At 39.9% G+C, this 22,088-nt stretch carries 23 protein-coding genes, 3 tRNA genes and 1 pseudogene; 21 read left to right on the top strand and 6 right to left on the bottom strand.

Features of this window, described 5'->3' with window-relative positions; genetic code table 11:
- Positions 1 to 14 precede the first annotated feature (14 nt).
- The 12 genes from rplR (at position 15) to B554_RS0108855 (ending at position 7,596) form a co-directional block, all read left to right on the top strand.
- Positions 15 to 365: a 50S ribosomal protein L18 gene (gene rplR / locus B554_RS0108910; RefSeq protein WP_002049741.1), complete on the top strand. Its 351-nt coding sequence runs from the start codon at positions 15 to 17 to the stop codon at positions 363 to 365.
- A 2-nt stretch (positions 366 to 367) separates the two neighbouring features.
- Positions 368 to 865 carry a 30S ribosomal protein S5 gene (gene rpsE / locus B554_RS0108905; protein ID WP_001141025.1) on the top strand — a complete coding sequence of 166 codons (498 nt, stop codon included), beginning with the start codon at positions 368 to 370 and terminating at the stop codon, positions 863 to 865.
- A 6-nt stretch (positions 866 to 871) separates the two neighbouring features.
- Positions 872 to 1,048, top strand: coding sequence for a 50S ribosomal protein L30 (rpmD, locus tag B554_RS0108900; protein ID WP_000849088.1), 177 nt, complete (start codon positions 872 to 874; stop codon positions 1,046 to 1,048).
- A 3-nt stretch (positions 1,049 to 1,051) separates the two neighbouring features.
- A complete protein-coding gene (rplO, locus tag B554_RS0108895) occupies positions 1,052 to 1,492 on the top strand; it encodes a 50S ribosomal protein L15 (RefSeq protein ID WP_002049750.1) in 441 nt (146 codons plus the stop codon).
- A gap of 45 nt (positions 1,493 to 1,537) precedes the next feature.
- Positions 1,538 to 2,857, top strand: a complete 1,320-nt coding sequence (gene secY / locus B554_RS0108890; RefSeq protein ID WP_170318186.1) for a preprotein translocase subunit SecY — start codon at positions 1,538 to 1,540, stop codon at positions 2,855 to 2,857.
- A gap of 20 nt (positions 2,858 to 2,877) precedes the next feature.
- Positions 2,878 to 2,994, top strand: a complete 117-nt coding sequence (gene rpmJ / locus B554_RS0108885) for a 50S ribosomal protein L36 (protein WP_000867907.1) — start codon at positions 2,878 to 2,880, stop codon at positions 2,992 to 2,994.
- 107 nt (positions 2,995 to 3,101) lie between these two features.
- The gene (rpsM, locus tag B554_RS0108880; RefSeq protein WP_000090816.1) at positions 3,102 to 3,458 is read left to right on the top strand and encodes a 30S ribosomal protein S13; all 357 of its coding nucleotides are present in this window, start codon (positions 3,102 to 3,104) and stop codon (positions 3,456 to 3,458) included.
- A gap of 19 nt (positions 3,459 to 3,477) precedes the next feature.
- Positions 3,478 to 3,864, top strand: a complete 387-nt coding sequence (gene rpsK, locus B554_RS0108875) for a 30S ribosomal protein S11 (RefSeq protein ID WP_001040166.1) — start codon at positions 3,478 to 3,480, stop codon at positions 3,862 to 3,864.
- A 12-nt stretch (positions 3,865 to 3,876) separates the two neighbouring features.
- Complete coding sequence (gene rpsD, locus B554_RS0108870) at positions 3,877 to 4,503, top strand: 30S ribosomal protein S4 (protein WP_002049716.1); 627 nt, start codon at positions 3,877 to 3,879, stop codon at positions 4,501 to 4,503.
- Between the two features lie 17 nt (positions 4,504 to 4,520).
- Positions 4,521 to 5,528, top strand: coding sequence for a DNA-directed RNA polymerase subunit alpha (locus B554_RS0108865; RefSeq protein WP_004705386.1), 1,008 nt, complete (start codon positions 4,521 to 4,523; stop codon positions 5,526 to 5,528).
- Positions 5,529 to 5,546: 18 nt separating this feature from the next.
- Positions 5,547 to 5,924 carry a 50S ribosomal protein L17 gene (gene rplQ, locus B554_RS0108860; protein WP_002049717.1) on the top strand — a complete coding sequence of 126 codons (378 nt, stop codon included), beginning with the start codon at positions 5,547 to 5,549 and terminating at the stop codon, positions 5,922 to 5,924.
- A 181-nt stretch (positions 5,925 to 6,105) separates the two neighbouring features.
- On the top strand, positions 6,106 to 7,596 hold the full coding sequence (locus B554_RS0108855) for a flavin-containing monooxygenase (protein WP_019457782.1): 1,491 nt from the start codon (positions 6,106 to 6,108) through the stop codon (positions 7,594 to 7,596).
- A gap of 48 nt (positions 7,597 to 7,644) precedes the next feature.
- Here the strand turns inward: B554_RS0108855 and B554_RS0108850 are convergent, their stop codons facing one another.
- On the bottom strand, positions 7,645 to 8,817 hold the full coding sequence (locus B554_RS0108850; RefSeq protein ID WP_019457781.1) for an acyl-CoA dehydrogenase family protein: 1,173 nt from the start codon (positions 8,815 to 8,817) through the stop codon (positions 7,645 to 7,647).
- 189 nt (positions 8,818 to 9,006) lie between these two features.
- Between B554_RS0108850 and B554_RS0108845 the strand changes: the two genes are divergently transcribed.
- From B554_RS0108845 to B554_RS0108815, 5 genes are all read left to right on the top strand, one after another.
- Entirely contained in the window at positions 9,007 to 9,264 is a 258-nt protein-coding gene (locus tag B554_RS0108845) for a succinate dehydrogenase assembly factor 2 (RefSeq protein ID WP_002049719.1), read from the top strand.
- A gap of 6 nt (positions 9,265 to 9,270) precedes the next feature.
- The gene (locus tag B554_RS0108840; RefSeq protein ID WP_019457780.1) at positions 9,271 to 9,660 is read left to right on the top strand and encodes a hypothetical protein; all 390 of its coding nucleotides are present in this window, start codon (positions 9,271 to 9,273) and stop codon (positions 9,658 to 9,660) included.
- 768 nt (positions 9,661 to 10,428) lie between these two features.
- Complete coding sequence (locus B554_RS0108825; protein ID WP_019457778.1) at positions 10,429 to 11,514, top strand: hypothetical protein; 1,086 nt, start codon at positions 10,429 to 10,431, stop codon at positions 11,512 to 11,514.
- 84 nt (positions 11,515 to 11,598) lie between these two features.
- Entirely contained in the window at positions 11,599 to 12,165 is a 567-nt protein-coding gene (rrtA, locus tag B554_RS0108820; protein ID WP_019457777.1) for a rhombosortase, read from the top strand.
- Between the two features lie 187 nt (positions 12,166 to 12,352).
- Entirely contained in the window at positions 12,353 to 14,548 is a 2,196-nt protein-coding gene (locus B554_RS0108815; RefSeq protein ID WP_019457776.1) for a TRAP transporter large permease subunit, read from the top strand.
- Positions 14,549 to 14,696: 148 nt separating this feature from the next.
- Here the strand turns inward: B554_RS0108815 and B554_RS0108810 are convergent, their stop codons facing one another.
- The 4 genes from B554_RS0108810 to rnr form a co-directional block, all read right to left on the bottom strand.
- Positions 14,697 to 15,128 (bottom strand): hypothetical protein, encoded by a 432-nt coding sequence (locus B554_RS0108810; protein WP_019457775.1) that lies wholly within the window; start codon positions 15,126 to 15,128, stop codon positions 14,697 to 14,699.
- An 11-nt stretch (positions 15,129 to 15,139) separates the two neighbouring features.
- The gene (locus B554_RS0108805) at positions 15,140 to 15,349 is read right to left on the bottom strand and encodes a YheV family putative zinc ribbon protein (RefSeq protein ID WP_004711830.1); all 210 of its coding nucleotides are present in this window, start codon (positions 15,347 to 15,349) and stop codon (positions 15,140 to 15,142) included.
- A 40-nt stretch (positions 15,350 to 15,389) separates the two neighbouring features.
- Positions 15,390 to 17,444, bottom strand: coding sequence for a M3 family metallopeptidase (locus B554_RS0108800; RefSeq protein ID WP_019457774.1), 2,055 nt, complete (start codon positions 17,442 to 17,444; stop codon positions 15,390 to 15,392).
- Positions 17,445 to 17,577: 133 nt separating this feature from the next.
- Positions 17,578 to 19,998 carry a ribonuclease R gene (gene rnr / locus B554_RS0108795; RefSeq protein ID WP_019457773.1) on the bottom strand — a complete coding sequence of 807 codons (2,421 nt, stop codon included), beginning with the start codon at positions 19,996 to 19,998 and terminating at the stop codon, positions 17,578 to 17,580.
- 260 nt (positions 19,999 to 20,258) lie between these two features.
- Here rnr and B554_RS0108790 point away from each other — a divergent pair.
- From B554_RS0108790 to B554_RS0108775, 4 genes are all read left to right on the top strand, one after another.
- Positions 20,259 to 20,349, top strand: a tRNA-Ser gene (locus B554_RS0108790).
- A 10-nt stretch (positions 20,350 to 20,359) separates the two neighbouring features.
- Positions 20,360 to 20,436: transfer RNA gene (locus B554_RS0108785), tRNA-Arg, on the top strand.
- Positions 20,437 to 20,475: 39 nt separating this feature from the next.
- Positions 20,476 to 20,552: transfer RNA gene (locus B554_RS0108780), tRNA-Arg, on the top strand.
- A 106-nt stretch (positions 20,553 to 20,658) separates the two neighbouring features.
- Positions 20,659 to 21,252 carry an HAD-IB family hydrolase gene (locus B554_RS0108775; protein WP_019457772.1) on the top strand — a complete coding sequence of 198 codons (594 nt, stop codon included), beginning with the start codon at positions 20,659 to 20,661 and terminating at the stop codon, positions 21,250 to 21,252.
- Positions 21,253 to 21,320: 68 nt separating this feature from the next.
- Here B554_RS0108775 and B554_RS18960 read toward each other — a convergent pair.
- Positions 21,321 to 22,088 (bottom strand): annotated as a pseudogene (locus B554_RS18960) (hypothetical protein); the annotation flags it as partial.

The raw sequence follows: 22,088 nt of genomic DNA, 5'->3' as shown, positions 1-22,088 counted from the left end.
GGCGCGAGGTTCTTATGAACGAAAAGAAACAATCCCGTTTGCGTCGTGCGAAAAGCACACGCTTGCACATTCGTGCATTGGGTGCGACTCGTTTGTGTGTAAACCGCACTCCGCGTCACATCTATGCTCAAGTTATTTCAGCAGATGGTGGCAAAGTTTTAGCGCAAGCTTCAACTTTGGATGCATCTTTACGTAGCGGTACTACAGGTAATGTAGATGCAGCTACTAAAGTAGGTGCTTTAATCGCAGAACGTGCGAAAGCAGCTGGTGTAACTAAAGTTGCATTTGACCGTTCTGGTTTTAAATATCATGGTCGTATCAAAGCCTTGGCTGATGCTGCTCGTGAAAACGGCTTGGAGTTCTAATCATGGCTAAAGTTGAACAAAACGAAGGTCTTGTTGAAAAGCTGGTTGCCGTTGATCGTGTAGCCAAAGTTGTTAAGGGCGGTCGTATCTTCTCTTTCACAGCATTAACAGTTGTGGGTGATGGTAATGGTCGTGTTGGTTTTGGTCGTGGTAAAGCACGTGAAGTTCCAGCTGCTATTTCTAAAGCACTTGAAGCTGCTCGTCGCAACATGATCACTGTAGACCTTGCTGGTACTACTTTACAACACCCTGTGAATGCTCGTCATGGTGCAAGCCGTGTATACATGCAACCTGCTTCAGAAGGTACTGGCGTAATCGCTGGTGGCGCAATGCGTGCCGTTCTTGAAGCTGCAGGTGTACATAACGTACTTGCTAAATGTTATGGTTCTACTAATGCTGCTAACGTAGTAAACGCAACTTTTAAAGGTTTGCGTGATATGACTTCTCCTGAGAAAGTCGCTGCGAAACGTGGTAAATCAGTAGAAGAAATTCAAGGGTAATCAATCATGAAAACGATTAAAGTTACCCAGACTAAATCTTCTTCACATCGCTTGAAAAATCACAAGCTTTGCTTACAAGGTTTAGGTCTGCGTCGTATTGGTCATACTGTAGAAGTGCAAGATACGCCTTCTAACCGTGGTATGATCAACAAAGTCTACTATATGGTTAGTGTAGAGGAATAAGCCATGACTCTGCGTTTAAATGAGCTTGCACCTGCAGAAGGTGCAAAACGTGAACACCGTCGTTTAGGCCGTGGTATCGGTTCTGGCGTTGGTAAGACTGGTGGCCGTGGTGTCAAAGGTCAAAAATCACGTAAAAGTGGTGGCGTTCGTCCAGGTTTCGAAGGCGGTCAAACAGCGATTTATCGTCGTTTACCTAAATTCGGTTTCACTAGCCAAATCGCTTTAAAAACTGCTGAAGTACGTTTGTCTGAGTTAACTAAAGTGGAAGGCGACATTGTTAGCCTTGAAACTTTAAAAGCTGCGAATGTTGTTCGTCGCGATCAAATTCGTGCTCGTATCGTGCTTTCTGGTGAAATCACTCGTGCATTCACTGTTCAAGGTGTTGCATTGACTAAAGGCGCTAAAGCTGCAATTGAAGCAGCTGGCGGTAAAGTCGAGGAGTAATCTCGAGTGTCTATGTCTCCTAGTTCTTCAGGTCATGTCAACATGATGAAAGGTCAGCCATTTCATGTGAAATACCGTGAAATTATTCGCCGGATGAGTTTTCTAATCGGTGCATTGCTGGTCTTTCGACTAGGAGCGCATATTCCAGTACCAGGCATTAATAATGCTGCGTTAGAAAATTTATTTCATGCAAACCAAGGAACTATTCTTGGGCTATTCAATATGTTTTCTGGCGGTGCTTTAGAGCGAATGTCTATTCTTGCTTTAGGGATCATGCCTTATATTTCTGCATCAATTATTGTGCAGTTAATGTCAACAGTGATTCCTTCTCTTGAAGCCTTGAAAAAGGAAGGGGAGCAAGGTAAGCGTAAAATTAATCAATATACGCGTCAGGGTACATTATTACTTGCAGTGGTTCAGGCAGTAGGTATGTGTGCAGGCTTAATTGGTCAGGGTATTACTCTGTCTACGGGTCTTGCATTTTATATTCCTGCTGTTACGTCACTTATCGCTGGAACTATGTTCTTAATGTGGTTAGGTGAACAAATCACTGAAAGAGGTATCGGTAATGGTATCTCAATGATTATTTTTGCAGGTATTGTTGCTGGTTTGCCTAAATTAATTATGCAATCAGTGTCATCTGTAGATAATGGTCAAACAAGTTTGATTGGTCTTGTCATCTTTGGTCTTTTGTCTCTTGGTGTATTGGCTGCGATTGTGTTTATTGAAAAAGCACAGCGTCGTATTCCAGTAAACTATGCGCAAAAGCAACAAGGTCGTCGTATATTTACAGCTCAGCAAACACATCTACCATTAAAAATTAATATGGCTGGTGTGATTCCTGCGATTTTTGCAAGCTCTTTATTGTTGTTCCCAGCTAGTTTGGGTCAATGGGTAGGTAGTGCAGATCCGAATGCTGGTTTAATTAAGCGTAGCTTACAAGATTTAGCTCTGGTATTGTCGCCTGGACAGCCTTTGTATTTGGTGCTCTTTGGTGCGTTAATTATCTTTTTCTGTTACTTTTATACGGCTTTAGTATTTAGCCCTAAGGAAGTATCAGAAAATCTAAAACGCAGCGGAGCTTATGTGCCTGGTATTCGCCCAGGTGAGCAAACTGCTCGTTACTTAGATCATATTCTTAATCGTTTGACGTTTATTGGTGCGATTTATATTACAGTCATTTGTTTGATGCCAATGATTTTACAGAGTTCTTTTGGTATTCCATTCTATTTGGGTGGTACCTCATTACTTATCGTAGTCGTTGTTGTTATGGACTTTATGGCTCAGCTACAAGCGCATTTAACTTCTCATCAATATGACAATCAAACATTAATGAGAAAAACGACTGCTCATCCTAAGGGATAAGCGCACTTAGAGGTTTCATCATGAAAGTACAAGCTTCTGTAAAGAAAATTTGTGGTAGCTGTAAAGTTATCCGTCGTAATGGGGTTATTCGCGTGATTTGTAGCGCAGAACCTCGTCATAAGCAGCGTCAAGGTTAATCTAATCAAGACCTGTTGATTTCAGTAGGCGAATTGGGTTAATATCCGCCCCTCAAGATTTTTGTGGGGCGGTTGATTATCTCTACTGCCTTTTTGGAGAAAAGTGAATGGCTCGTATTGCCGGTGTAAACATTCCGGATAACAAGCATGCTGTTATCTCCCTCACTTATATCTTTGGTATCGGTCGCCATACTGCTAAGAATATCTTAGCTACAGTTGGCATCACTGAAACTACTAAGATTCGTGAGTTGGACGATGCACAGCTTGATGCGATTCGTGCAGAAGTTGCTAAGGTTCCTACCGAAGGTGACTTACGTCGCGAAATTTCCATGAACATTAAACGTTTAATGGATTTAGGTTGCTATCGTGGCCTTCGTCATCGTCGCAGCTTGCCTGTCCGTGGTCAACGCACCAAAACTAACGCACGTACCCGTAAAGGTCCGCGCAAACCGATTAAAAAGTAAGATTTCTGGAAGCTAAAAGATGGCTAAAGATACTCGCACACGCAAGAAGGTCACTCGTACCGTCTCTGAAGGTGTTGCACACATTCACGCGTCTTTTAATAACACCATTGTTACGATTACCGATCGTCAAGGTAATGCATTGGCTTGGGCTACCTCAGGTGGACAAGGCTTCCGTGGTTCACGTAAATCAACTCCGTTTGCTGCTCAGGTAGCTGCTGAAGTTGCTGGTAAAGCAGCTTTAGATTACGGTTTGAAAAACCTAGACGTCCTTGTAAAAGGTCCTGGTCCAGGTCGTGAGTCTGCGGTTCGTGCATTAGGCGCAGTGGGTTATAAGATTAACAGCATTACCGATGTGACTCCAATTCCTCACAACGGTTGCCGTCCACCTAAAAAACGTCGCGTGTAAGGAGAAACATTCATGGCTCGTTATATTGGTCCAAAATGCAAACTCTCTCGCCGCGAAGGGACAGACCTGCAACTTAAATCTGGCGTTAAACCATTTGACGTCAAAACTAAAAAAGCTAACAAAGCACCTGGTCAACATGGTCAGGCTCGCGGTGGTAAGCAATCTGAGTATTCACTACAATTACGTGAAAAACAAAAAGTCCGTCGTATTTACGGTGTGTTAGAGCGTCAATTTAGTAACTACTATAAAGAAGCAGCTCGTGTTAAAGGCGCAACTGGTGAGAACTTGTTGAAATTGCTTGAAAGCCGTCTTGATAACGTTGTTTATCGCATGGGTTTTGGTTCTACACGTGCAGAAGCTCGTCAGTTAGTAAGTCACCGCAGCATTACTTTGAATGGTCGTCGTGTAAACATCGCGTCTATTCAAGTTAAAGCGGGTGATGTAATTGCGGTTCACGAAGGTGCTAAACAACAATTGCGTATTAAAAACGCGATTGAATTAGCTGCTCAACGTGGTATTCCAGCTTGGATTGATGTTGATCATTCTAAACTTGAAGGTACGTTTAAAGCTGCACCAGATCGTTCTGATTTACCTGCTGAAATCAACGAAAGCTTGATTGTAGAATTGTATTCTAAATAATCCTTGAGGTAGCAATAATGACGCGTACTGCAAACGAGTTTCTCACTCCGCAAGCGATCAAGGTCGAAGCGGTAAGCGGGACCTCGGCAAAAGTGATTCTAGAACCTTTAGAGCGTGGTTTTGGCCACACTCTAGGTAATGCTTTACGTCGCATTCTATTGTCTTCTTTACCTGGCGCTGCTGTGGTTGAAGTAGAGATAGAAGGTGTCGAGCACGAGTACAGTACTTTAGAAGGCTTGCAGCAGGACATCGTCGAGCTCTTGCTGAACCTAAAAGGATTGTCTATTAAGCTGTTCGATCAAAATGAAGCTTATTTAACATTAGAGAAACAAGGTCCTGGCGATATTACTGCTGCTGACCTTCGTTTACCTCATAATGTTGAAGTGGTTAACCCAGATCATTTAATTGGTACTTTGAGTGCTTCAGGTTCATTAAAAATGCGCTTGAAAGTTTCTCAAGGTCGTGGTTATGAAACATCTGATTCTCGTTTCCCAGAAGGTGAAACACGTCCAGTAGGTCGTTTGCAATTAGATGCTTCTTATAGTCCGATTAAACGTGTTTCTTACACCGTTGAAAATGCGCGTGTTGAACAACGTACCGATTTAGATAAACTGGTAATCGACCTTGAAACAAATGGAACGGTTGATCCGGAAGAAGCAATCCGCAAAGCGGCAACAATCTTGCAACAACAAATTGCAATTTTTGTTGATCTTCAGAAAGATCAAACTCCAGTTGCTCAAGAACCTCGTGAAGAAGTTGACCCAATCTTGCTTCGCCCAGTAGATGATCTAGAGCTTACTGTTCGTTCTGCTAACTGTTTGAAAGCAGAAAATATTTACTACATTGGTGATCTCGTTCAACGTACTGAAGTTGAGTTATTAAAAACTCCTAACCTTGGTAAAAAATCGTTAACAGAGATCAAAGATGTTTTGGCATCGAAAGGCTTACAACTCGGTATGCGTCTTGAAAACTGGCCACCAGCTAGTCTTCGTATGGACGACCGTTTTGCCTATCGTAGCCGTTAATTAAGTAGGACTATCACCATGCGTCATCGTAATAGTGGTGTGAAATTAGGCCGTACAAGCAGCCATCGTAAAGCGATGTTCCAAAACTTGGCTAATTCTTTATTTGAACACGAGTTGATCAAAACAACTGTTCCTAAAGCTAAAGAATTACGTCGTGTTGCTGAGCCTTTAATCACTCTAGCAAAAAACGATACTGTAGCAAATCGTCGTTTAGCATTTGCTCGTACTCGTAATGCTGCAACTGTAGGTAAATTATTTACCGTACTCGGCCCTCGTTACAAAGAACGTAACGGCGGTTATCTACGTGTTCTTAAAGCGGGCTTCCGTGCTGGTGATGCAGCACCGATGGCTTACGTTGAGCTTGTAGATCGTGAAGTGAATACTTCAGCTGAATAATTGATATTATTCGAAAAAGGCCGGCTTTATGCCGGTCTTTTTTATTTTCTAAAAGCTATAAAAATAAAAAATTGTCCCCAAGTGACATAAAAAAACGGATAAATGGTCAAACTTGACATTGTGTATTGTCAAAATTGTGCTTTAATAAAGTCATATTCTCAACAATGGGTATAAAAATAAAATGGAAAAGCAAGTTGATATTCTAATCATTGGTGCCGGCATTTCAGGAATCGGAGTTGCTGCCCATCTATCTAAAAACTCTCCGCAACGCCAATTCGAAATTTTAGAGCGTCGTGAATCTTTTGGGGGCACTTGGGATCTTTTCCGTTATCCTGGTATTCGTTCAGATTCAGATATGTCTACATTTGGTTTTAACTTTAAACCATGGTGTAAAGCAAATGTACTGGCTGATGGTGCTTCAATTAAAGGTTATTTAGGTGAAGTAATTGATGAGTTCAAATTAAAAGAAAAGATTCACTTTGGTCATCGTGTGCTTTCTGCAAATTATGATTCTACTTCAAAGAAATGGCATGTTGTTGTCGAGGATAACAATAAAAAGCAGCAGACTTGGGTAGCTAATTTTGTTGTAGGCTGTACTGGTTATTATAATTATGACCAAGGTTATGCTCCGACTTTCCCTAATCAAGATGCTTTTAAAGGTCAACTCATTCATCCGCAGCATTGGCCTGAAAACTTAGACTATACAGGTAAAAAAGTAGTAATTATTGGTAGTGGTGCTACAGCAATTACTCTAGTTCCTGCAATGTCGAAAGGTGGGGCAGGTCACGTGACAATGTTACAGCGTTCACCAACTTATATTGCAACAGTTCCTTCTATTGACTTCATTTATGAAAAAACTCGTAGATTTATGTCTGAAGAAACAGCTTATAAATTTACGCGTGCACGTAATATTGGTATGCAGCGCGCAATTTATGCGTTGTCACAAAAGCATCCTAAAACAGTTCGTCGTTTACTCTTAAAAGCAATTGAAATGCAGCTTAAGGGTAAAGTGGATATGAAACATTTTACGCCTTCTTATAATCCTTGGGATCAGCGTCTTTGTGTAGTCCCTGATGGTGATCTATTTAAGATTCTTCGTGAAGGTAAGGCAAGTGTTGAAACTGATCAGATCGAGAAATTTACAGAGACGGGTATTCAATTAAAGTCAGGCAAACACCTTGATGCCGACATCATAGTGTCTGCAACTGGTTTACAAGTCCAAATTATGGGTGGTGTTCAAGCTAAAGTTGATGGTAAGCCAATCAACTCCTCAGAACATATGCTTTACAATGGTATTATGCTAAGTGATATTCCAAATATGGCCATGATTATTGGCTATGTGAATGCATCTTGGACATTAAAAGTTGATATTGCAGCTGATTATATTTCCCGTCTATTAAACTATATGGACAAGAATAACTATGATGAGGTTATTCCAGCGGGTAATAAAAATGAAATGGAAGAAGATACAGTAATGGGTAAATTGTCTTCTGGTTATATTAGTCGTGCAGCTCATGAGCTTCCAAAACAAGGTAAGCATGCTCCATGGCAAGTAACCAATAATTATCTTGAAGATCGAAAGTCATTACAAAATGCTAAATTTGATGATGGTATTCTTCATTTTCACAAACATTCAGATGTAAATACACGTAAGCCAAAGCTAGTGTCTTAAGATTTGAAATAAAAAGGAGGCAAATAGCCTCCTTTTTTATGCATGGTATTAAAGTGTTCTAGAGATTAATTCTTTCATAATTTCGTTTGTACCTGCATAAATGCGGTTTGCTCGGTGGTCAATATAAGCACGAGCAATTGGGTATTCCAGCATGTAACCATAACCACCATGTAATTGAAGGCATTCATCGACTATTTTCGAGAACATATCTGAAATTTTATATTTAGCAGCTGCGGCAGCTTCAACACTCAACTTTTCTTCAAGTTGTAATTCCATACAACGATCTAAATAGGTACGGCAGAAATCAATTTCAGTACGTAGTTCTGCGAGTTTGAAACGTGTATTTTGGAAAGCACTAATTGGCTTGCCAAATGCTTTACGATCTTTTGTATATTGAACAGTATGTGCAAACGCTGCTTCTGCACCAGCTTGGCAGATAATTGCAACCAACATACGCTCCCAGGCTAATTCTTTCATGAGCATAATAAAGCCCATGCCTTCCATGCCTAAAAGATTTTCTTTAGGGACACGAACGTTATCAAAGAAGAGTTCACATGTATCTTGACCTTTCATGCCAATTTTGTTGAGTGGTTTACCTTTAGTAAAACCAGCACGGTCAGCTTCAACAATAATAAGTGATAAATTGGCAGAGCCTTTATCACTGTTGCCTGTTTTACAGACCACGATGGCCATATCACACAAGTAGCCATTGGTAATAAATATTTTTGAACCATTAATCACATATTCATCGCCATCAAGAACGGCTGTTGTTCGAACAGCTTGTAAATCTGAGCCTGTTCCTGGTTCTGTCATGGCAATTGCGGTCACTGTTTCACCAGTTGCCATTTTCGGAAGCCATTTTTGCTTTTGTTCTTCGTTTCCAAAGTTATTGATATAGTTGGCGACAATATCGGAATGTAATGAGAAACCTGTACTTGAGTCCATTGCGTATGCTTGTTCTTCGATAAGAATCATACTGTATAGGCGATCCACACCTGAGCCACCGTATTGTTCTGGCATGGTGGTGCACAGTAAACCTAATGCACCAGCTTTATTCCAAAGATCTCGGTCCACATGTTGTTGTTTTTCATATTTTTCAGTATTTGGTACAACTTCCTTCTCATAGAATTTACGTACCGTTTCACGAAAAGCTTCATGTTCTTCGTTAAATAGATGGCGAGGTAACATATTTGGAATGGGTCGAATAGCACCAGATTGCATTGTATTTCTTCCTTGGTTTGGGCTTGATGTTATGAGTCTAAACATAAGGCAAGCTCATTAGGTCTAACAATGTGATGAATGCTCATTTATAGCTATGAAGTGATAAGTTTGGTCAATTTGAGATTTTTAGCGAACTTTCTTATGTGATCAGGTAAACTAGGCGCACTATCAACGCAGATGGGGAAATAAATGTCTGAAGAAATGACCTTGGAAGAACGTAAAGTAGTTTATCGCGCACGCCGCGGTTTGAAGGAAATTGATGTCTATTTTGACCCGTATGTGAAAAATTATTATTTAAAGGCAGATCCAGCAGAAAAAGCATTGTTTGCTGAATTAGTAGAGCAGGAAGATCCTGATTTACTTGACTGGTTTATGGAAGTATCTGAACCGCCGCGTACAGAATTACGTGATTTTATTCATAAATTAAAGCATTATGTTCATGGCTGATTAGTTTTGATCAACCAATTGAATTTTAAACTGAAATATAGCCGTTTTTCGATTATATTTCAGTTTTTTATTGGCCTATGTTTAGCAGCTCTGTTTTATCAGCTGATACCAATACTCTGGTGGTTAGTTACGGTCTGTTTATTATTTATAAGTTTTATTTTCTTTTTAAAGCGACCACAGCTCGTTCAAATTGCTTATTTAGATCAGAAATTATGGTCACTTAGCTTTCATTCAGAACAAACCATTTCTCGTGTAGAAATTTTAAAAATAATTGATTCTCAGATTTTCATAGTGGTCTATTTTAAGGGTGATAAAACATTAACTTCTGTTATTTGGTTTGATCAAATGTCCTTATCTCAATGGAAACAGCTTAAGACTTTAGAAAAATTCTATTAATTGTTAGACAATTCTACATTTGTATATTTATTTAAAAATATTAAAAATCAATTAATTAAGATTTATTTCTATTTAGAAAATATAAATTGTCTAGTTAAAATACAGAAAAAATAGCAAGAAAGCTAATTGTCCGACAATTTCTCAATATGGTTATTATTCTATCGGTTAAAGTACAAACACCAACGTAAAGTGTGTCGGAGGTCTCAAATGGAGATGCCAACATGGTCGTTCTTGGTCATTGCCATCATTCTGGCAGTGGTGATAGGAAGAGCAGGAACTTTACTCAGGGAACATCTTAATAAAGCTAATCTTAGCAAAGTTAAGAGACAGAGGATGCAAAGGTCGTCGGTCAGTCAATAGTTTAATTGATTAATCGATTCATTTCATCAAGTGTCCGGTTTTTACTGGGTGCGAATGTAGTAAGGAGGTCTCTCATGGAGATTTCAATGTGGATGTTTCTGTTAATTGCAGTTGTTATGGCTGTAGTAGTAGGAAGAGCAGGAACTTTACTCAAGGATTATATAGAACAACAATAATATAAGCCGTTAAAAGCTTATCCCAGTTAATAAGTAGCATGTGCTGAACCGTCGCAATGCTACTTTTTTTTGCCTAAAATTTTTGTTTCCCTGAAAAACTGTCAATTTTATCTCCTGTGAAGTGTGTCAAAGTATAAGCGCTACAATTAGAGTAATTACTCTTTTATTCAAGATATGCATCTGCTAATGTACATCTGAAAAGGAAAAAACAAATTACATCGAGGACAGGAAGATGTCTAAAGTCCAAAAAATAAGCCAAGGTTTGGCGATGAGTTTTCTTGCAGCTTCAGTTTTATCAGGTTGTTCATACGTCGTGAAAAGCGGAGCAAATGTTGCTTTAGGTTTTACGGAAAAGCACGTTGTTCCACCTATTTTGGCAATGCAAGATGCTGAAATGGTTTGTAATACTGGTAGTGCCTTAACTCCTGCAATCATGTCGACTAAAGGGATGGGTGCAGATCCTACTCGTGTTGCTGTCTTAATGTATGCTGCTTCAGGTGTATGTGCGGAAAACCAAGCATTAGAACAGGAGTTACGTTATTTGCGCGCTTCAAAAGCAGGACAAGTAACAGAAGCTCAAGATGCACGTATTGCGCAGAAGCGTTGGGCTGCAATTGCTGCAGAGCGGCAATATACGGGCTATAAATTATTCGCTGATCGTTGGGAATCTAAATATAAGTACCATTTAGGTGACTCTTGTCCAACTATGCGTAGTGACACCGATCAGACTGTATATCTACTTGGAATGATCAGTGGTCTTCAAGCAGTAACAAATGACATTAACTCAGGTGGTTCTGTCAATGTTCCGAAAGATATTGCTGCTATCGTAGAGCGTGGCATGGTTTGTCTTGATAACCAAAAGTTTTGGGGAGCACCAAATGCAACACGTGCGGTGATCTGGACTTTATTACCAGGAGCTAATGAAGGTAAGCCAGACCCGTATGAGACTTTAAAACAGTCAGTGCAAATTGGTGAACAAAAAGGTGTTCGTTTGTCTCACGCACTCTATGCTGTAGCTGCACAAGCAAGTGGTGACGATGCCAAAATCCGTGATGCATTAAAAACTTATGCAGCATCTCAAGCAGATGATAAACCAGTTAATCCGAACTTTAAGTTAATCGATAGTATGGCTGGTTTAATTGTTCGTGGTATTTCTGACCGCTATTGGACTGAGCATACAGGCGTTCGTACAGGTGACGGCGGTATGTCTCATTTCTGGGATGAGAAAAACGAGGGTTCAGCAGAACTGGATGAGTTATTTGACGGTGGGGCTGCATCAGAAGTTCCAGCAGACTCAGCAACTGCACCTGCACAATAAAAAGATCTGAAGAAACTAACTCCTTGCGTTGCTACTTATTTTTCGTATTAATCGTAAGGAGTCTAGTTTTAAAAGGAGTGTGCTATGAAGGATCATGTGCTCAATAAAAAAGTGCTTTTGGTCGCAGGGTGCATTTCTGTTTCTGCATGTCTACAAGTATTTCCAGATTATTTTATTTATTGGCGTGAAAGCTTACTTGGTGAGTTTTGGCGTTTGTGGACAGCGCATTGGGTACATGTGGGGTGGATTCACTTCCTTTTAAATATGATGGCATTTGCGTGTTTGCCCTTCATATTTCCACATACCAAAGTGTGGCACATCTTAATTCTTCTTTTTCTTCTACCACCATTTATTAGCTTGGTGTTCTATTTTTATTTGCCTTATATCGATGCATATGCAGGTCTATCTGGAGTACTTCACGGGATGTATACAGCCGTTGCTCTAGTTTATTTGCAATATCGCAAAGAACGGAATTTTGCATTGTTAGTTTTAGGGCTAATTATTGCCAAACTGGTTTGGGAAAACACCTTTGGACAAACGGGCACTGCACAACTGATTGGTAGTCCTGTTTTAACCGAAGCTCATTTGTATGGTGCGATAGGCGGTGCAATCTTTGGGGGATGCTATTGGCTTATACAGAGATTCAAGTAGGAAGATTGACAATACAAACTGTTAAAAAAGAGATTTTAGTCATTCTTTATTCATAAAGTTTGATGCAAATTTGATCGTTGAATAAAGGGATTGGTAGAAAGGGGATGGACGATACCCCTGACCAAGGAAATTGCATGACTCAGAGCCTTTGTTATGAGGGATTTGAGAGAACAAAATTGGAATATTTATGCAAGAATATCAAGAAAAAAGATCTGGATTAGGTCTGCTGGGTTATATATGGAACGAATGGATCTCAACATTCGTAATCCTCATTTTGCTATTAATGACGCTGATAATTGGTACCGGGGAAATGATCCACGGGCAATTATTACGTATCGGGGAGCGCCTTTATGGTGACCCTGCGATAGGCATGCAATATTCATTTTTGCGTGCTGAACCTGAAAAGCCATCTTGTGATCGAAATCCAAATATTGATGCTCAAGTAAAAGAGCAAATGAAAGCGAATGCATCTGATGATTTCGCAAGCTTCTTTGGTGCTGCCTCAGAAAGTGATGTCCGTGCATCCTTACAAGCCGCACAGCAGCAATGTGAAGATAAATATAAGGCCTACGATAAAACTATTAAATATATTGAGGCAAATCCGGGAGTACGTACATATCGTACGATTGAAACGGGTTTCTTCGGTATATTTAAATTTGGTACAGAGAACCGTGCCATTTTACTGGTCTTTATGGTTTTAATTTCTGCAATTACTGCATCATTGAAATATCACCATATTGGCTTGCGTAATCCAGCAACAAAAATTGATTACAAAGTTTATTCTCTCTTTATGTTGCTTGGTAATGCACTACTAAGTTTTTCTGTGATTAGCCAGTATCGTTCTGTCATTAATTCTGGGGTAACACCTACTTATGAAACAGTAACGATTTACTGGATATGGATGATTCTGTTTGTTGTTCTGAGCTTAATTAGTCTGTATCAATTATTTGTTTCACCTCCACCAAAACGTGAAGGCGGTAACATAGGCTTAGCCTTACTCTCTGTGCCTTTATATGCTTATATGGCACTAATTACAGGTATTGTCTTCACATTCTTTATGGACTATCCAATGGGGCAAGGGATTTACCTTGGTTTGTTGGTTGAGTTCTCAGGTATTTTCTTAAATCTTGCCTTATTTATTTGGGCAGGTATGTTGCTTACACAAACACGTGTTATGGACTTGTTCTTAAATGTACTTCGTCCATGGAACTTAGCGCCAGAAACCTTAACTTGGTTAATTCTGATTGCTGCTGCTGTACCAACAGCTTATACAGGTGCATCAGGGATTTTCGTTATTGCGGCCGGTGCGATTATTTATAAGGAAGTTTGGAATGCAGGTGCTCGCCGTCAGTATGCACTTGCTGTATCTGCAATGTCAGGTTCATTAGGTGTTGTGGTACGTCCATGTCTATTGGTCGTTTTAATTGCCATGCTAGACAGTCGCCATGTTACATCTGATGAATTATTTGGACATGGTATTTACGTATTCTGGTTAACTGCATTTATTTTCTTAGGTGTATCTCTTTTCTTGGCAGAAGAAAAGTTCCGTGTGAACTCACCGAAAGTAGCACTTCCAGGCATGGCACGAGCTTTCGTACCCGTTATTCCATACATCTTAATTACAGTAGTTGTTCTTGCATTTTATAAATATGCATTAGATACCGGAATGAACGAATTTACTGCACCAGTAATTCTGCCACTCGTACTGATTGCGATGATCTTGTACGATAAATTGGTGATGCCTAAAGAGACACCAGCTTTAAATATTCATGAAGCAATTGTTCGTGAACATGAGAAAAAATCTCCGTTCTTACAATCACACGATCCGCATAGTTCGCAGTTCCGTCTTGGTTTTGGTGGTGCATTGCGTTTTGCGACATCAGAAACCGTTGGGCATATCGGTGCCTTAATTATTTTGATGGCATTGTCTGCAAGTGTAGGTGGTTTAATTGAGCGCTCTGAAGTGGTTGAGTTATTACCAACTCATTTAGGTAGTATCTATATATCACTGGCATGTATTGCATTGTTACTTGCTATTATCGGTATGTGTACAGATCCATTTGGTGCTGTAATTTTAGTAGCAGCAACGATTGCTCCTGTAGCTTACGAAAATGGTATTCATCCAATTCACTTCTGGATGATTGTATTGGTTGCATTCGAATTTGGTTATGTAACACCACCAGTTGCCTTAAACCATCTATTAACACGGTTATCCGTTGGAGATGATGAGGTCAATGCTGCGGATGTGGAAGCAAAAGAGAAATACACAAGTTTCTATTACCGATATGAGCGCTGGTTATTACCAATTATTGTCTTGTTCTCATCGTTGGTATTGGTAACTTATGCTCCATTAGTACTGAAACTTTTTGGTTGGTACAAATAGTTTTAAATGTATAAACCTACTAAAAACACTCTCTTTAAGGGAGTGTTTTTTTATGGTGAGTTTTTAAATAAGCCAGTTTCTAATTAATAAAAAAAGCTAGTTCAAGGTGAACTAGCTTTTTTACGTTATCTTTAGATTTAGGCAAAAGCTATTGTTGTTTAACCTGAGCTTCGAGCAGCTTTACTTGCTCTTCTTTTAGCTTAATAAGTTGATCTGCATCAGCATGTTGAGCTTTTAAAGTCGCTTCCTGATCTTGTAGTTGATGGTTAATATCATTGAGCTTAGAAACTTCTTCTTTTGCTAAAGATTCTTGAGCTGGAACAGGCTGTTTGAGCACATCTTCATTCACAAGCTGCTGAGAGCTAGCAGTTTGTATTTGAGCGACAGGCTCAGAACTTGCTGAGGGTGCTGTAGGTTTTTCAGGAGCAGGTGTCGATACAGGATGAGGATCGACCATCGGTGCTGGCGATTCAGTTTTTTTAAAAAACCATTGTGCTGCGAAAAAAAGCACTGCCAGAATGCTTAAGCCCCCAATTAAAATCCACAAGAGTTTTGAGTTTTGTTTTCTTTGTAGTGGCATCTTTAAGACCTTTAGTCAGAACGACGAGGCTTGAACTGTATTACTCCAACTTCATCAGGTATAGCCGGTGTTTCCGGTTCATCAACATGAGTCGGACGATTTTCGCTATAACCGCATTCGATACATTCAATCCATTCGTCTTCAACGGTGGTTAGCATGACAATCCGATCTATGGCTTCACATTTTGGACATTTAGCCCCAGCAATGAAACGTTTTTTCATCTTTATCACCCTAACCACACGATCAATTTAGGCCCATAGTTTAAGCGGTTTTGTTGTCGTTCGTCCAACCTTGATGACGTAACAATGCATCAATTTTGGGTTCACGACCACGGAAATTGACAAATGCTTCAAGAGCAGTATCTTTCCCACCTACAGCTAAAATTGCTTGACGGAATTCTTTACCTGTTTGAGTGTTGAAAATACCTTCATGTTCAAAGCGGTCAAATGCATCACTTGCTAAAACTTCTGCCCACTTGTAAGAGTAGTAACCCGCCGCATATCCGCCTGCAAAAATATGGCTAAAGCTATGTTGGAAACGGTTGTAATCAACAGTTGGTACTACTGAATATTGTTGGCGTATATCATTTAATGTCTCTTGGATTTGCTCGCTATTCAACGCAGGAGTCTTTGTGTGAATAGTTAAGTCAAACAGTGCAAATTCAAGTTGACGTAAAGTTTGCATACCAGATTGGAAGAAACGCGCATTTAATAAAGCATCAAGTAATTCCTGAGGTAAGGTCTGTTTACTCTCAATGTGCTCACTTAAAACATCAAGACTTTCTTTATCCCATGACCAGAATTCCATAAACTGACTTGGTAACTCGACTGCATCCCAAGCGACGCCGTGAGTACCTGCAACCGAGATATTATCTACTTCAGTTAGCATATGGTGTAAACCATGTCCAAATTCGTGGAACAAAGTGATAACTTCATCGTGAGTCAGTAAGGCTGGCTGATTACCTACAGGTGGAGTGAAATTACACACCATATAGCAAATTGGTTTTTGTAAACCATGAACAGTTTGCATACGTGAGCGGAAGCCGCTCATCCATGCACCGCCGCGTTTACCGGTACGTGCATATAAATCAAAGAAGAACCCGCCAACCACTTGGCCTTGGTCCTCTAACTCAAAATAACGAGCATCTGGATGCCAAACAGGAGCTTCACGTTCAACGATATTAATGCCGTATAAGCGCTGCACAATATGGAATAAACCCTGAATGACTTTCGGAGCAGGGAAGTAAGGCTTTAATGCTTCTTGAGACAAATTGAACTGTTGCTGTTTGAGTTTTTCAGAATAGTAGGTCGTATCCCAAGGTTTGAGCTCGTCAATTCCATCTTGTTTGGCAATTGCTTGTAGCTCAGCAACTTCTTGAAGAGCAGGTGTACGTGCATGCTCAGCTAAGTCCGCTAAAAAGTCGTGAACTGTTTTGACATCAGGTGCCATTTTGCTAGCAAGAGAATATTCAGCGTAGTTATTGAAACCAAGTAGTTTTGCCATTTCTTGGCGGAGGCTCAAGATTTCTTCCATAATTTTGCTGTTATCAAATTCAGTTTGTTCAGACTGATCTGATGCACGAGTGACATAAGCTTTATATAGTTCTTCACGTAATGCGCGATCATCTGCATAGGTCATGACCGCAAAATAAGCTGGAAAATCTAAAGTCGCTACTGCTTGGTCAAGCTCGCGCTGTTTGCCGTACTGCTTTAATAATTCAATATTACTTTCTGGAAGACCTTTTAACTGATCTTCTGTAAGTGGTTTAAAGTAGGCCTGTGTCGCATCAAGTACGTGGTTGGAGAAGTCAGAAGAAAGCTGCGAAAGACGTGCAGAAATTTCTGCATAGCGTTTTTTCTTTTCACCTTCTAGAGCAACGCCAGAAAGCTTGAAATCACGTAGTGCGAGGCGGATGGCACTTTGTTGCGCAGTGCTAAGTGTTGTATAGCTCTGACCATCATGAATATGTTGGTAAGTCTGATATAGCGCCGTATGTTGACCTAGTTGAGTGTAATATTCACTTAAAGCGGGTAAGAGTGACTGATAGACTTCTCTGGTTTCTGCATTACTCATCACTGCATTTAAATGCGATAAAACACCCCATGATTCACTGAGATTATTTTCAAGGGTATCAATTTGTTCAAGTACAGCAAGTTGCTGGTCTGTGTCAGAAGGTGCAGCTGTAAGTGTGTTTAAGAACTCTTGTCCTGCTTGAATCGCTTGTTGAATATCTTGTTTTAAATTATCTAATGTAATTTGGTCAAAGCGGGGAGTAGGTAGAGTCGCTTGCTGTAAAGTCATTGCTAATAGCCACATTATTTTTTAAACATAGTATTAGATGTAGGTATTGTTAGGCAGGAAATCAAGCTTAAATTGAAAATAAACGTTCTAAAAATATTAAGCCCCCATGTTTGGGAGCTTAATAACAAAGAATAAAAACATTTATGAATTAGTCAGCCTTAGACTTGGCATTCGACTTTTTCTTTTTTGGTTTCGCTTTTTTCTTTACTTTTTCTGGCTTAGCCTCTGCTTTAGTAGCGGTTTTTTTACCAGACTTTTTAGTATATGAACTTGGTTTACCTTTTTCCTTCTTTTTACGGACAGGTTTTTCACCATCATTTGAAGTGGTAGGTGGTTTACCAAAAACCTCTTCAGTTGCTTGGGTTGATGTTCTGGTTGTACGTGGGGCACGACTGCGAACTACTCGTCCAGCATGGGTGACTTGCTGAATAAGTTGAAAATCGATCTTACGTTCTTCTAGATTTACACCAGCAACCTGAATCTTAACTTCATCACCTAAACCAAAGACCTGACCACGATTTTGTCCAATAAGGTTTTGACTCGCTTGATCATAAATAAAGAAGTCATCGCCAAGCTGGCTAATATGAATCATGCCATCGACATATAAGTCTTTAAGAGTAATGAATAGACCAAATTCAGTGACAGCACTCACAATACCAATGAACTCATCACCTAAGTGCTGTTGCATATAGTGACACTTTAACCAAGTCGTTACACTACGAGATGCTTCATCAGCACGACGCTCGGTTTGAGAGAAATGTTCACCAGCATCATCTAAAGCTGCACCAGAGAGTGGAGACGGCTTTTGTTTTAAATGAGCTTTAATTGCGCGATGTAACAATAAGTCTGGATAGCGACGAATTGGGGAGGTGAAATGCGTATAAGCTTCATAAGCTAAACCATAGTGACCGGCATTTTTTGCACCATAGTAAGCTTGCATCATTGAGCGTAATAACACTGCATGAATGCTTGGCGCATCAATGCGGTCTTTAGTTGCCTCAATAACTTTTTGATAATCTGCTTGAGTTGGTTGGTCAGGGAACGGTAAGCCAAGAAGTTTTACAAAGTCTTTTACTTTCTGAATACGTGAGAACTCAGGCGCTTCGTGTACGCGATATAACATTGGAACATCATGTTCTAATGCATATTCAGCCGCAGCCACGTTAGCAAGCAACATGCATTCTTCAATAAGTTTGTGTGCTTCATTACGTGTGCGAGGCAAAATTTCTTTAATTCCACCTAGCTCATCAAAAGTCATATACGTTTCAATGGTTTCAAATTCCATTGCATGACGATCAGCACGTAAATTTTTCAAAATCTGATAAAGCTGGAAAAGCGTATTGAGCGATTTGTGAATATCACGATCTTTTGGAATTGCGTCGGTTGCGCCGTCAAAGTATTGCGCTACCTGCGTGTAGGTCAAACGAGCTTTTGAATGCATGACCGATGGATAAAACTCATAACCCGTTACACGACCAGTACGGGAGAGTTTCAGGTCACAAACCATACATAAGCGATCTACATGCGGGTTAAGTGAACATAATCCGTTTGATAATGCTTCTGGTAGCATTGGTAATACAAAATGAGGGAAGTAAACCGAAGTACCACGTTTTTCCGCTTCCTCATTAAGAGCTGAATCTAAGCGCACATAATGGCTCACATCGGCAATTGCAACTACAACGCGATAACCCCCACCTGGACGTTTTTCTGCATACACGGCATCATCGAAATCTCGTGCGTCTTCACCATCGATTGTGACAAGCGCTAAATCTCTTAAATCAACTCGACCTTCACGGTCTTGTGCAGAAGGTTCTTTAAAACTTTCAGCTTCTTTTATAACTTCATCTGGAAATTCGTAAGGTAAGCCAAACTCAAGAATGGTCTGCGGGATAATAATTTCGGTATCCGCTTTATCTGCCATAGATTGAATAATATGCGCTGTTGCAAACTCTTCACGGGTTGGGTAGGTATCTATAGCAATACGAAGCATGTCGCCAACATTTGCGTTGGCATGTGCAACTAATTCTTTTTCTAATGGAATCGGTTGGTGCTGATTTGGATTATTAGGTTGAATAAAGTATTCACCGTCGTGTATAGACAATTTACCAATTAACTGTTTTACACGGTGCTGTAGAACCTCGGTAATGAAACCCCACGGTTTACCTTTACGATCTACTGATGTCTGTCGAACTCGAACCCGATCACCATTAAAGACTAAGCGTAATTCACGTTCAGGAAGTAAAAGGTCATTTTGCCCGTCAATATGAGCGGTACCTAAACCTTTACTATTAATATAGACAGTCGCTTCATAAGTGGGTTGGTCTGCCACCAACTGAAACTTAAACCCGTCTTTCATGATTTGACCATCACGAACCATTGCACTTAAGCGATGACTAAGAGCTTCGATACTTTTCTGGTCTTGAATATGAAAGTGGTCAACAAGTTCTGCATGGGATTGTGGTGTCTGCAATTGCTCCAATGTATCTAAAATAAGAGTACGGCTTGGAATCGGATTGTCATAACGTTCAGCTTCAGCTTTCGCTTCGGGGTCAGCCCAGTTTTTTGTCATGTCTTTTGGTTTCACGCTTGGCAGATAAGTTTAGCATAAGTCATGCAGACCCGAACTGCACGTTTAGGTTTGCAATAATGTGTATGCACTACTGTATTTTAATGAAGAAATAATATCTATCTTAACAAGCGTTTGATCGAAAAAGATGAAAATAATAAGGAAATTGCTTAAAAAATAATTCATTGAACTAAAAAACAAGAAAATTTCACTATGATGACTTGAACAATAGGGTTTTAGTTTGTATTATGGCGGCTCGTTCCGGTGAGGTGGATGAGTGGCTGAAATCACTTCCCTGCTAAGGAAGCATACCTATTACTGGTATCGAGGGTTCGAATCCCTCTCTCACCGCCATTTACTTAATGCGCTCATAGCTCAGCTGGATAGAGCACTTGGCTACGAACTAAGGGGTCGGGAGTTCGAATCTCTCTGAGCGCACCAAGTAAAATAGAACGAATCGCTGAAAGGCATACAAGTTACGCGCTCATAGCTCAGCTGGATAGAGCACTTGGCTACGAACTAAGGGGTCGGGAGTTCGAATCTCTCTGAGCGCACCAACTTGAAGAATTAACCGCTTTTATAGCGGTTTTTTTGTGTCTGCTATTTAGTAATTTTTAAAAATTTAAATTTATAACTTTTTAATTATATTAGAGATAATCATAAATGAATCTGGCTTTATTTGATTTTGACGGCACGATAACCCATAACGATACTTTTAGTTTGTTCCTTAAATTTTCTTTGAGCAGGAAAACTCAAATACTTGGTGGTATTCGACTTGCACCTTATATTGCGGGCTATAAGTTTGGCTGGGTAACGGATAGAACTATACGGACCAAGCTCTGTCAGGTGGGATATGTTGGTTATAATGCCGATTCTCTGAAACATATAGGACAAGAGTTTGCTAATAAAGTAATTCCTACCTGTATTCGTGAAAATGCACTAGAACGTATTCTCTGGCATAAACAGCAAGGGGATCAGGTTGTTGTTGTATCTGCTTCGTTAGGGGTTTATTTAGAAAGTTGGTGTCAGTCATTAAACTTAGATGTTATTTGTAATCAACTTGAGATACATAATGGTGTCTTGACTGGTCATTTTATTAATGGTGATTGTGGTTATTTAGAAAAAGTAAATAGAATAAAAAATAAATATGATTTAACCAAATATTCTACTATTTATGCTTATGGTGATACTCCTAATGATTATCCGATGTTAGGGTTAGCGCATAAGAAATATTATAAATGGCAGGAAATGCATTAATATTAATTAATCTTTAAAAATATATACAAAAATAAAGCCACTATAAATAGTGGCTTTATTTAATTTTATTAAAGAGTGTGTGAAGAGCTATCTAAGAAATTATCAGTAAGTAATGATTGAGGAACTAAAGTATGAACCGTATTTGTTACGCTTGATACTGTAGAAGTTACTCCTCCTAAGTTACCTGTTAATCCACCTAATAGCCCAGAAATCACATCTGAGCTACCTGTGCCAGTTACACCACCAGTTAAGCTACCTACGATATCTGTTACGATGCCAATAGGATTGCTGCCAGCTGTACCGCCAGTTACGCCACCAATGATATCGGTAACTGTACCAAGTGCATTGCCACCAGTTAAACCACCAAGAAGATCAGTAACTACACCGAGTGGGTTATCGCCACCAACACCACCAGTTACGCCGCCAATAGCGCCAGTCGCACCAACAAGAATGTCAGTTAAAATACCAGTCGCAGTTGTACCATTTGTAATGAGTGTGTTGACAATACCAGTTGCATGATCAGTTGCACCTTGGATATTACCGCCCACTAAATCAGATACAACCTCAAGCGCACCATTCACTGTATCGTGAGACGTTTCAAAAGTTAAAGTGCCAAGATGAGCAATATCGGTAACAGGATGTTCCGTTTGAGGGAGTACGCCAACTACAGTGTCAGCAACAGTATTAATTGCTGTATTAATAATACCAGTTTTTAAAGTTTCCACGCCCTGAAGAACATCGATACCACTTTGGACCACATCAATTACTGGAGATATAGGAGATGTGCCGTCACCAATAATACCGCCAGTTACACCGCCAAGAATGTCAGTAACAGT

The organism is Acinetobacter sp. GG2 (assembly GCF_000292385.1).
GTDB lineage: Bacteria > Pseudomonadota > Gammaproteobacteria > Pseudomonadales > Moraxellaceae > Acinetobacter > Acinetobacter seifertii.
Note: the sequence above shows the minus strand (reverse complement) of the source record. Positions and strands in the feature narration are given on the sequence as shown.

Bases quoted from the DNA above. Each gene is read 5' to 3' on its own strand.
- rpsE (WP_001141025.1), top strand. From the start codon at position 368: ATGGCTAAAGTTGAACAAAACGAAGGTCTTGTTGAAAAGCTGGTTGCC.
- B554_RS0108825 (WP_019457778.1), top strand. From the start codon at position 10,429: ATGTCTAAAGTCCAAAAAATAAGCCAAGGTTTGGCGATGAGTTTTCTT.
- B554_RS0108850 (WP_019457781.1), bottom strand. From the start codon at position 8,817: ATGCAATCTGGTGCTATTCGACCCATTCCAAATATGTTACCTCGCCAT.
- rpsK (WP_001040166.1), top strand. From the start codon at position 3,478: ATGGCTAAAGATACTCGCACACGCAAGAAGGTCACTCGTACCGTCTCT.
- secY (WP_170318186.1), top strand. From the start codon at position 1,538: ATGAAAGGTCAGCCATTTCATGTGAAATACCGTGAAATTATTCGCCGG.
- rpsM (WP_000090816.1), top strand. From the start codon at position 3,102: ATGGCTCGTATTGCCGGTGTAAACATTCCGGATAACAAGCATGCTGTT.
- rnr (WP_019457773.1), bottom strand. From the start codon at position 19,998: ATGACAAAAAACTGGGCTGACCCCGAAGCGAAAGCTGAAGCTGAACGT.
- rplR (WP_002049741.1), top strand. From the start codon at position 15: ATGAACGAAAAGAAACAATCCCGTTTGCGTCGTGCGAAAAGCACACGC.
- B554_RS0108845 (WP_002049719.1), top strand. From the start codon at position 9,007: ATGTCTGAAGAAATGACCTTGGAAGAACGTAAAGTAGTTTATCGCGCA.
- B554_RS0108810 (WP_019457775.1), bottom strand. From the start codon at position 15,128: ATGCCACTACAAAGAAAACAAAACTCAAAACTCTTGTGGATTTTAATT.
- B554_RS0108815 (WP_019457776.1), top strand. From the start codon at position 12,353: ATGCAAGAATATCAAGAAAAAAGATCTGGATTAGGTCTGCTGGGTTAT.
- rpmD (WP_000849088.1), top strand. From the start codon at position 872: ATGAAAACGATTAAAGTTACCCAGACTAAATCTTCTTCACATCGCTTG.
- B554_RS0108800 (WP_019457774.1), bottom strand. From the start codon at position 17,444: ATGTGGCTATTAGCAATGACTTTACAGCAAGCGACTCTACCTACTCCC.
- rrtA (WP_019457777.1), top strand. From the start codon at position 11,599: ATGAAGGATCATGTGCTCAATAAAAAAGTGCTTTTGGTCGCAGGGTGC.
- B554_RS0108865 (WP_004705386.1), top strand. From the start codon at position 4,521: ATGACGCGTACTGCAAACGAGTTTCTCACTCCGCAAGCGATCAAGGTC.
- rpsD (WP_002049716.1), top strand. From the start codon at position 3,877: ATGGCTCGTTATATTGGTCCAAAATGCAAACTCTCTCGCCGCGAAGGG.
- B554_RS0108805 (WP_004711830.1), bottom strand. From the start codon at position 15,349: ATGAAAAAACGTTTCATTGCTGGGGCTAAATGTCCAAAATGTGAAGCC.
- rpmJ (WP_000867907.1), top strand. From the start codon at position 2,878: ATGAAAGTACAAGCTTCTGTAAAGAAAATTTGTGGTAGCTGTAAAGTT.
- rplQ (WP_002049717.1), top strand. From the start codon at position 5,547: ATGCGTCATCGTAATAGTGGTGTGAAATTAGGCCGTACAAGCAGCCAT.
- rplO (WP_002049750.1), top strand. From the start codon at position 1,052: ATGACTCTGCGTTTAAATGAGCTTGCACCTGCAGAAGGTGCAAAACGT.
- B554_RS0108855 (WP_019457782.1), top strand. From the start codon at position 6,106: ATGGAAAAGCAAGTTGATATTCTAATCATTGGTGCCGGCATTTCAGGA.
- B554_RS0108775 (WP_019457772.1), top strand. From the start codon at position 20,659: ATGAATCTGGCTTTATTTGATTTTGACGGCACGATAACCCATAACGAT.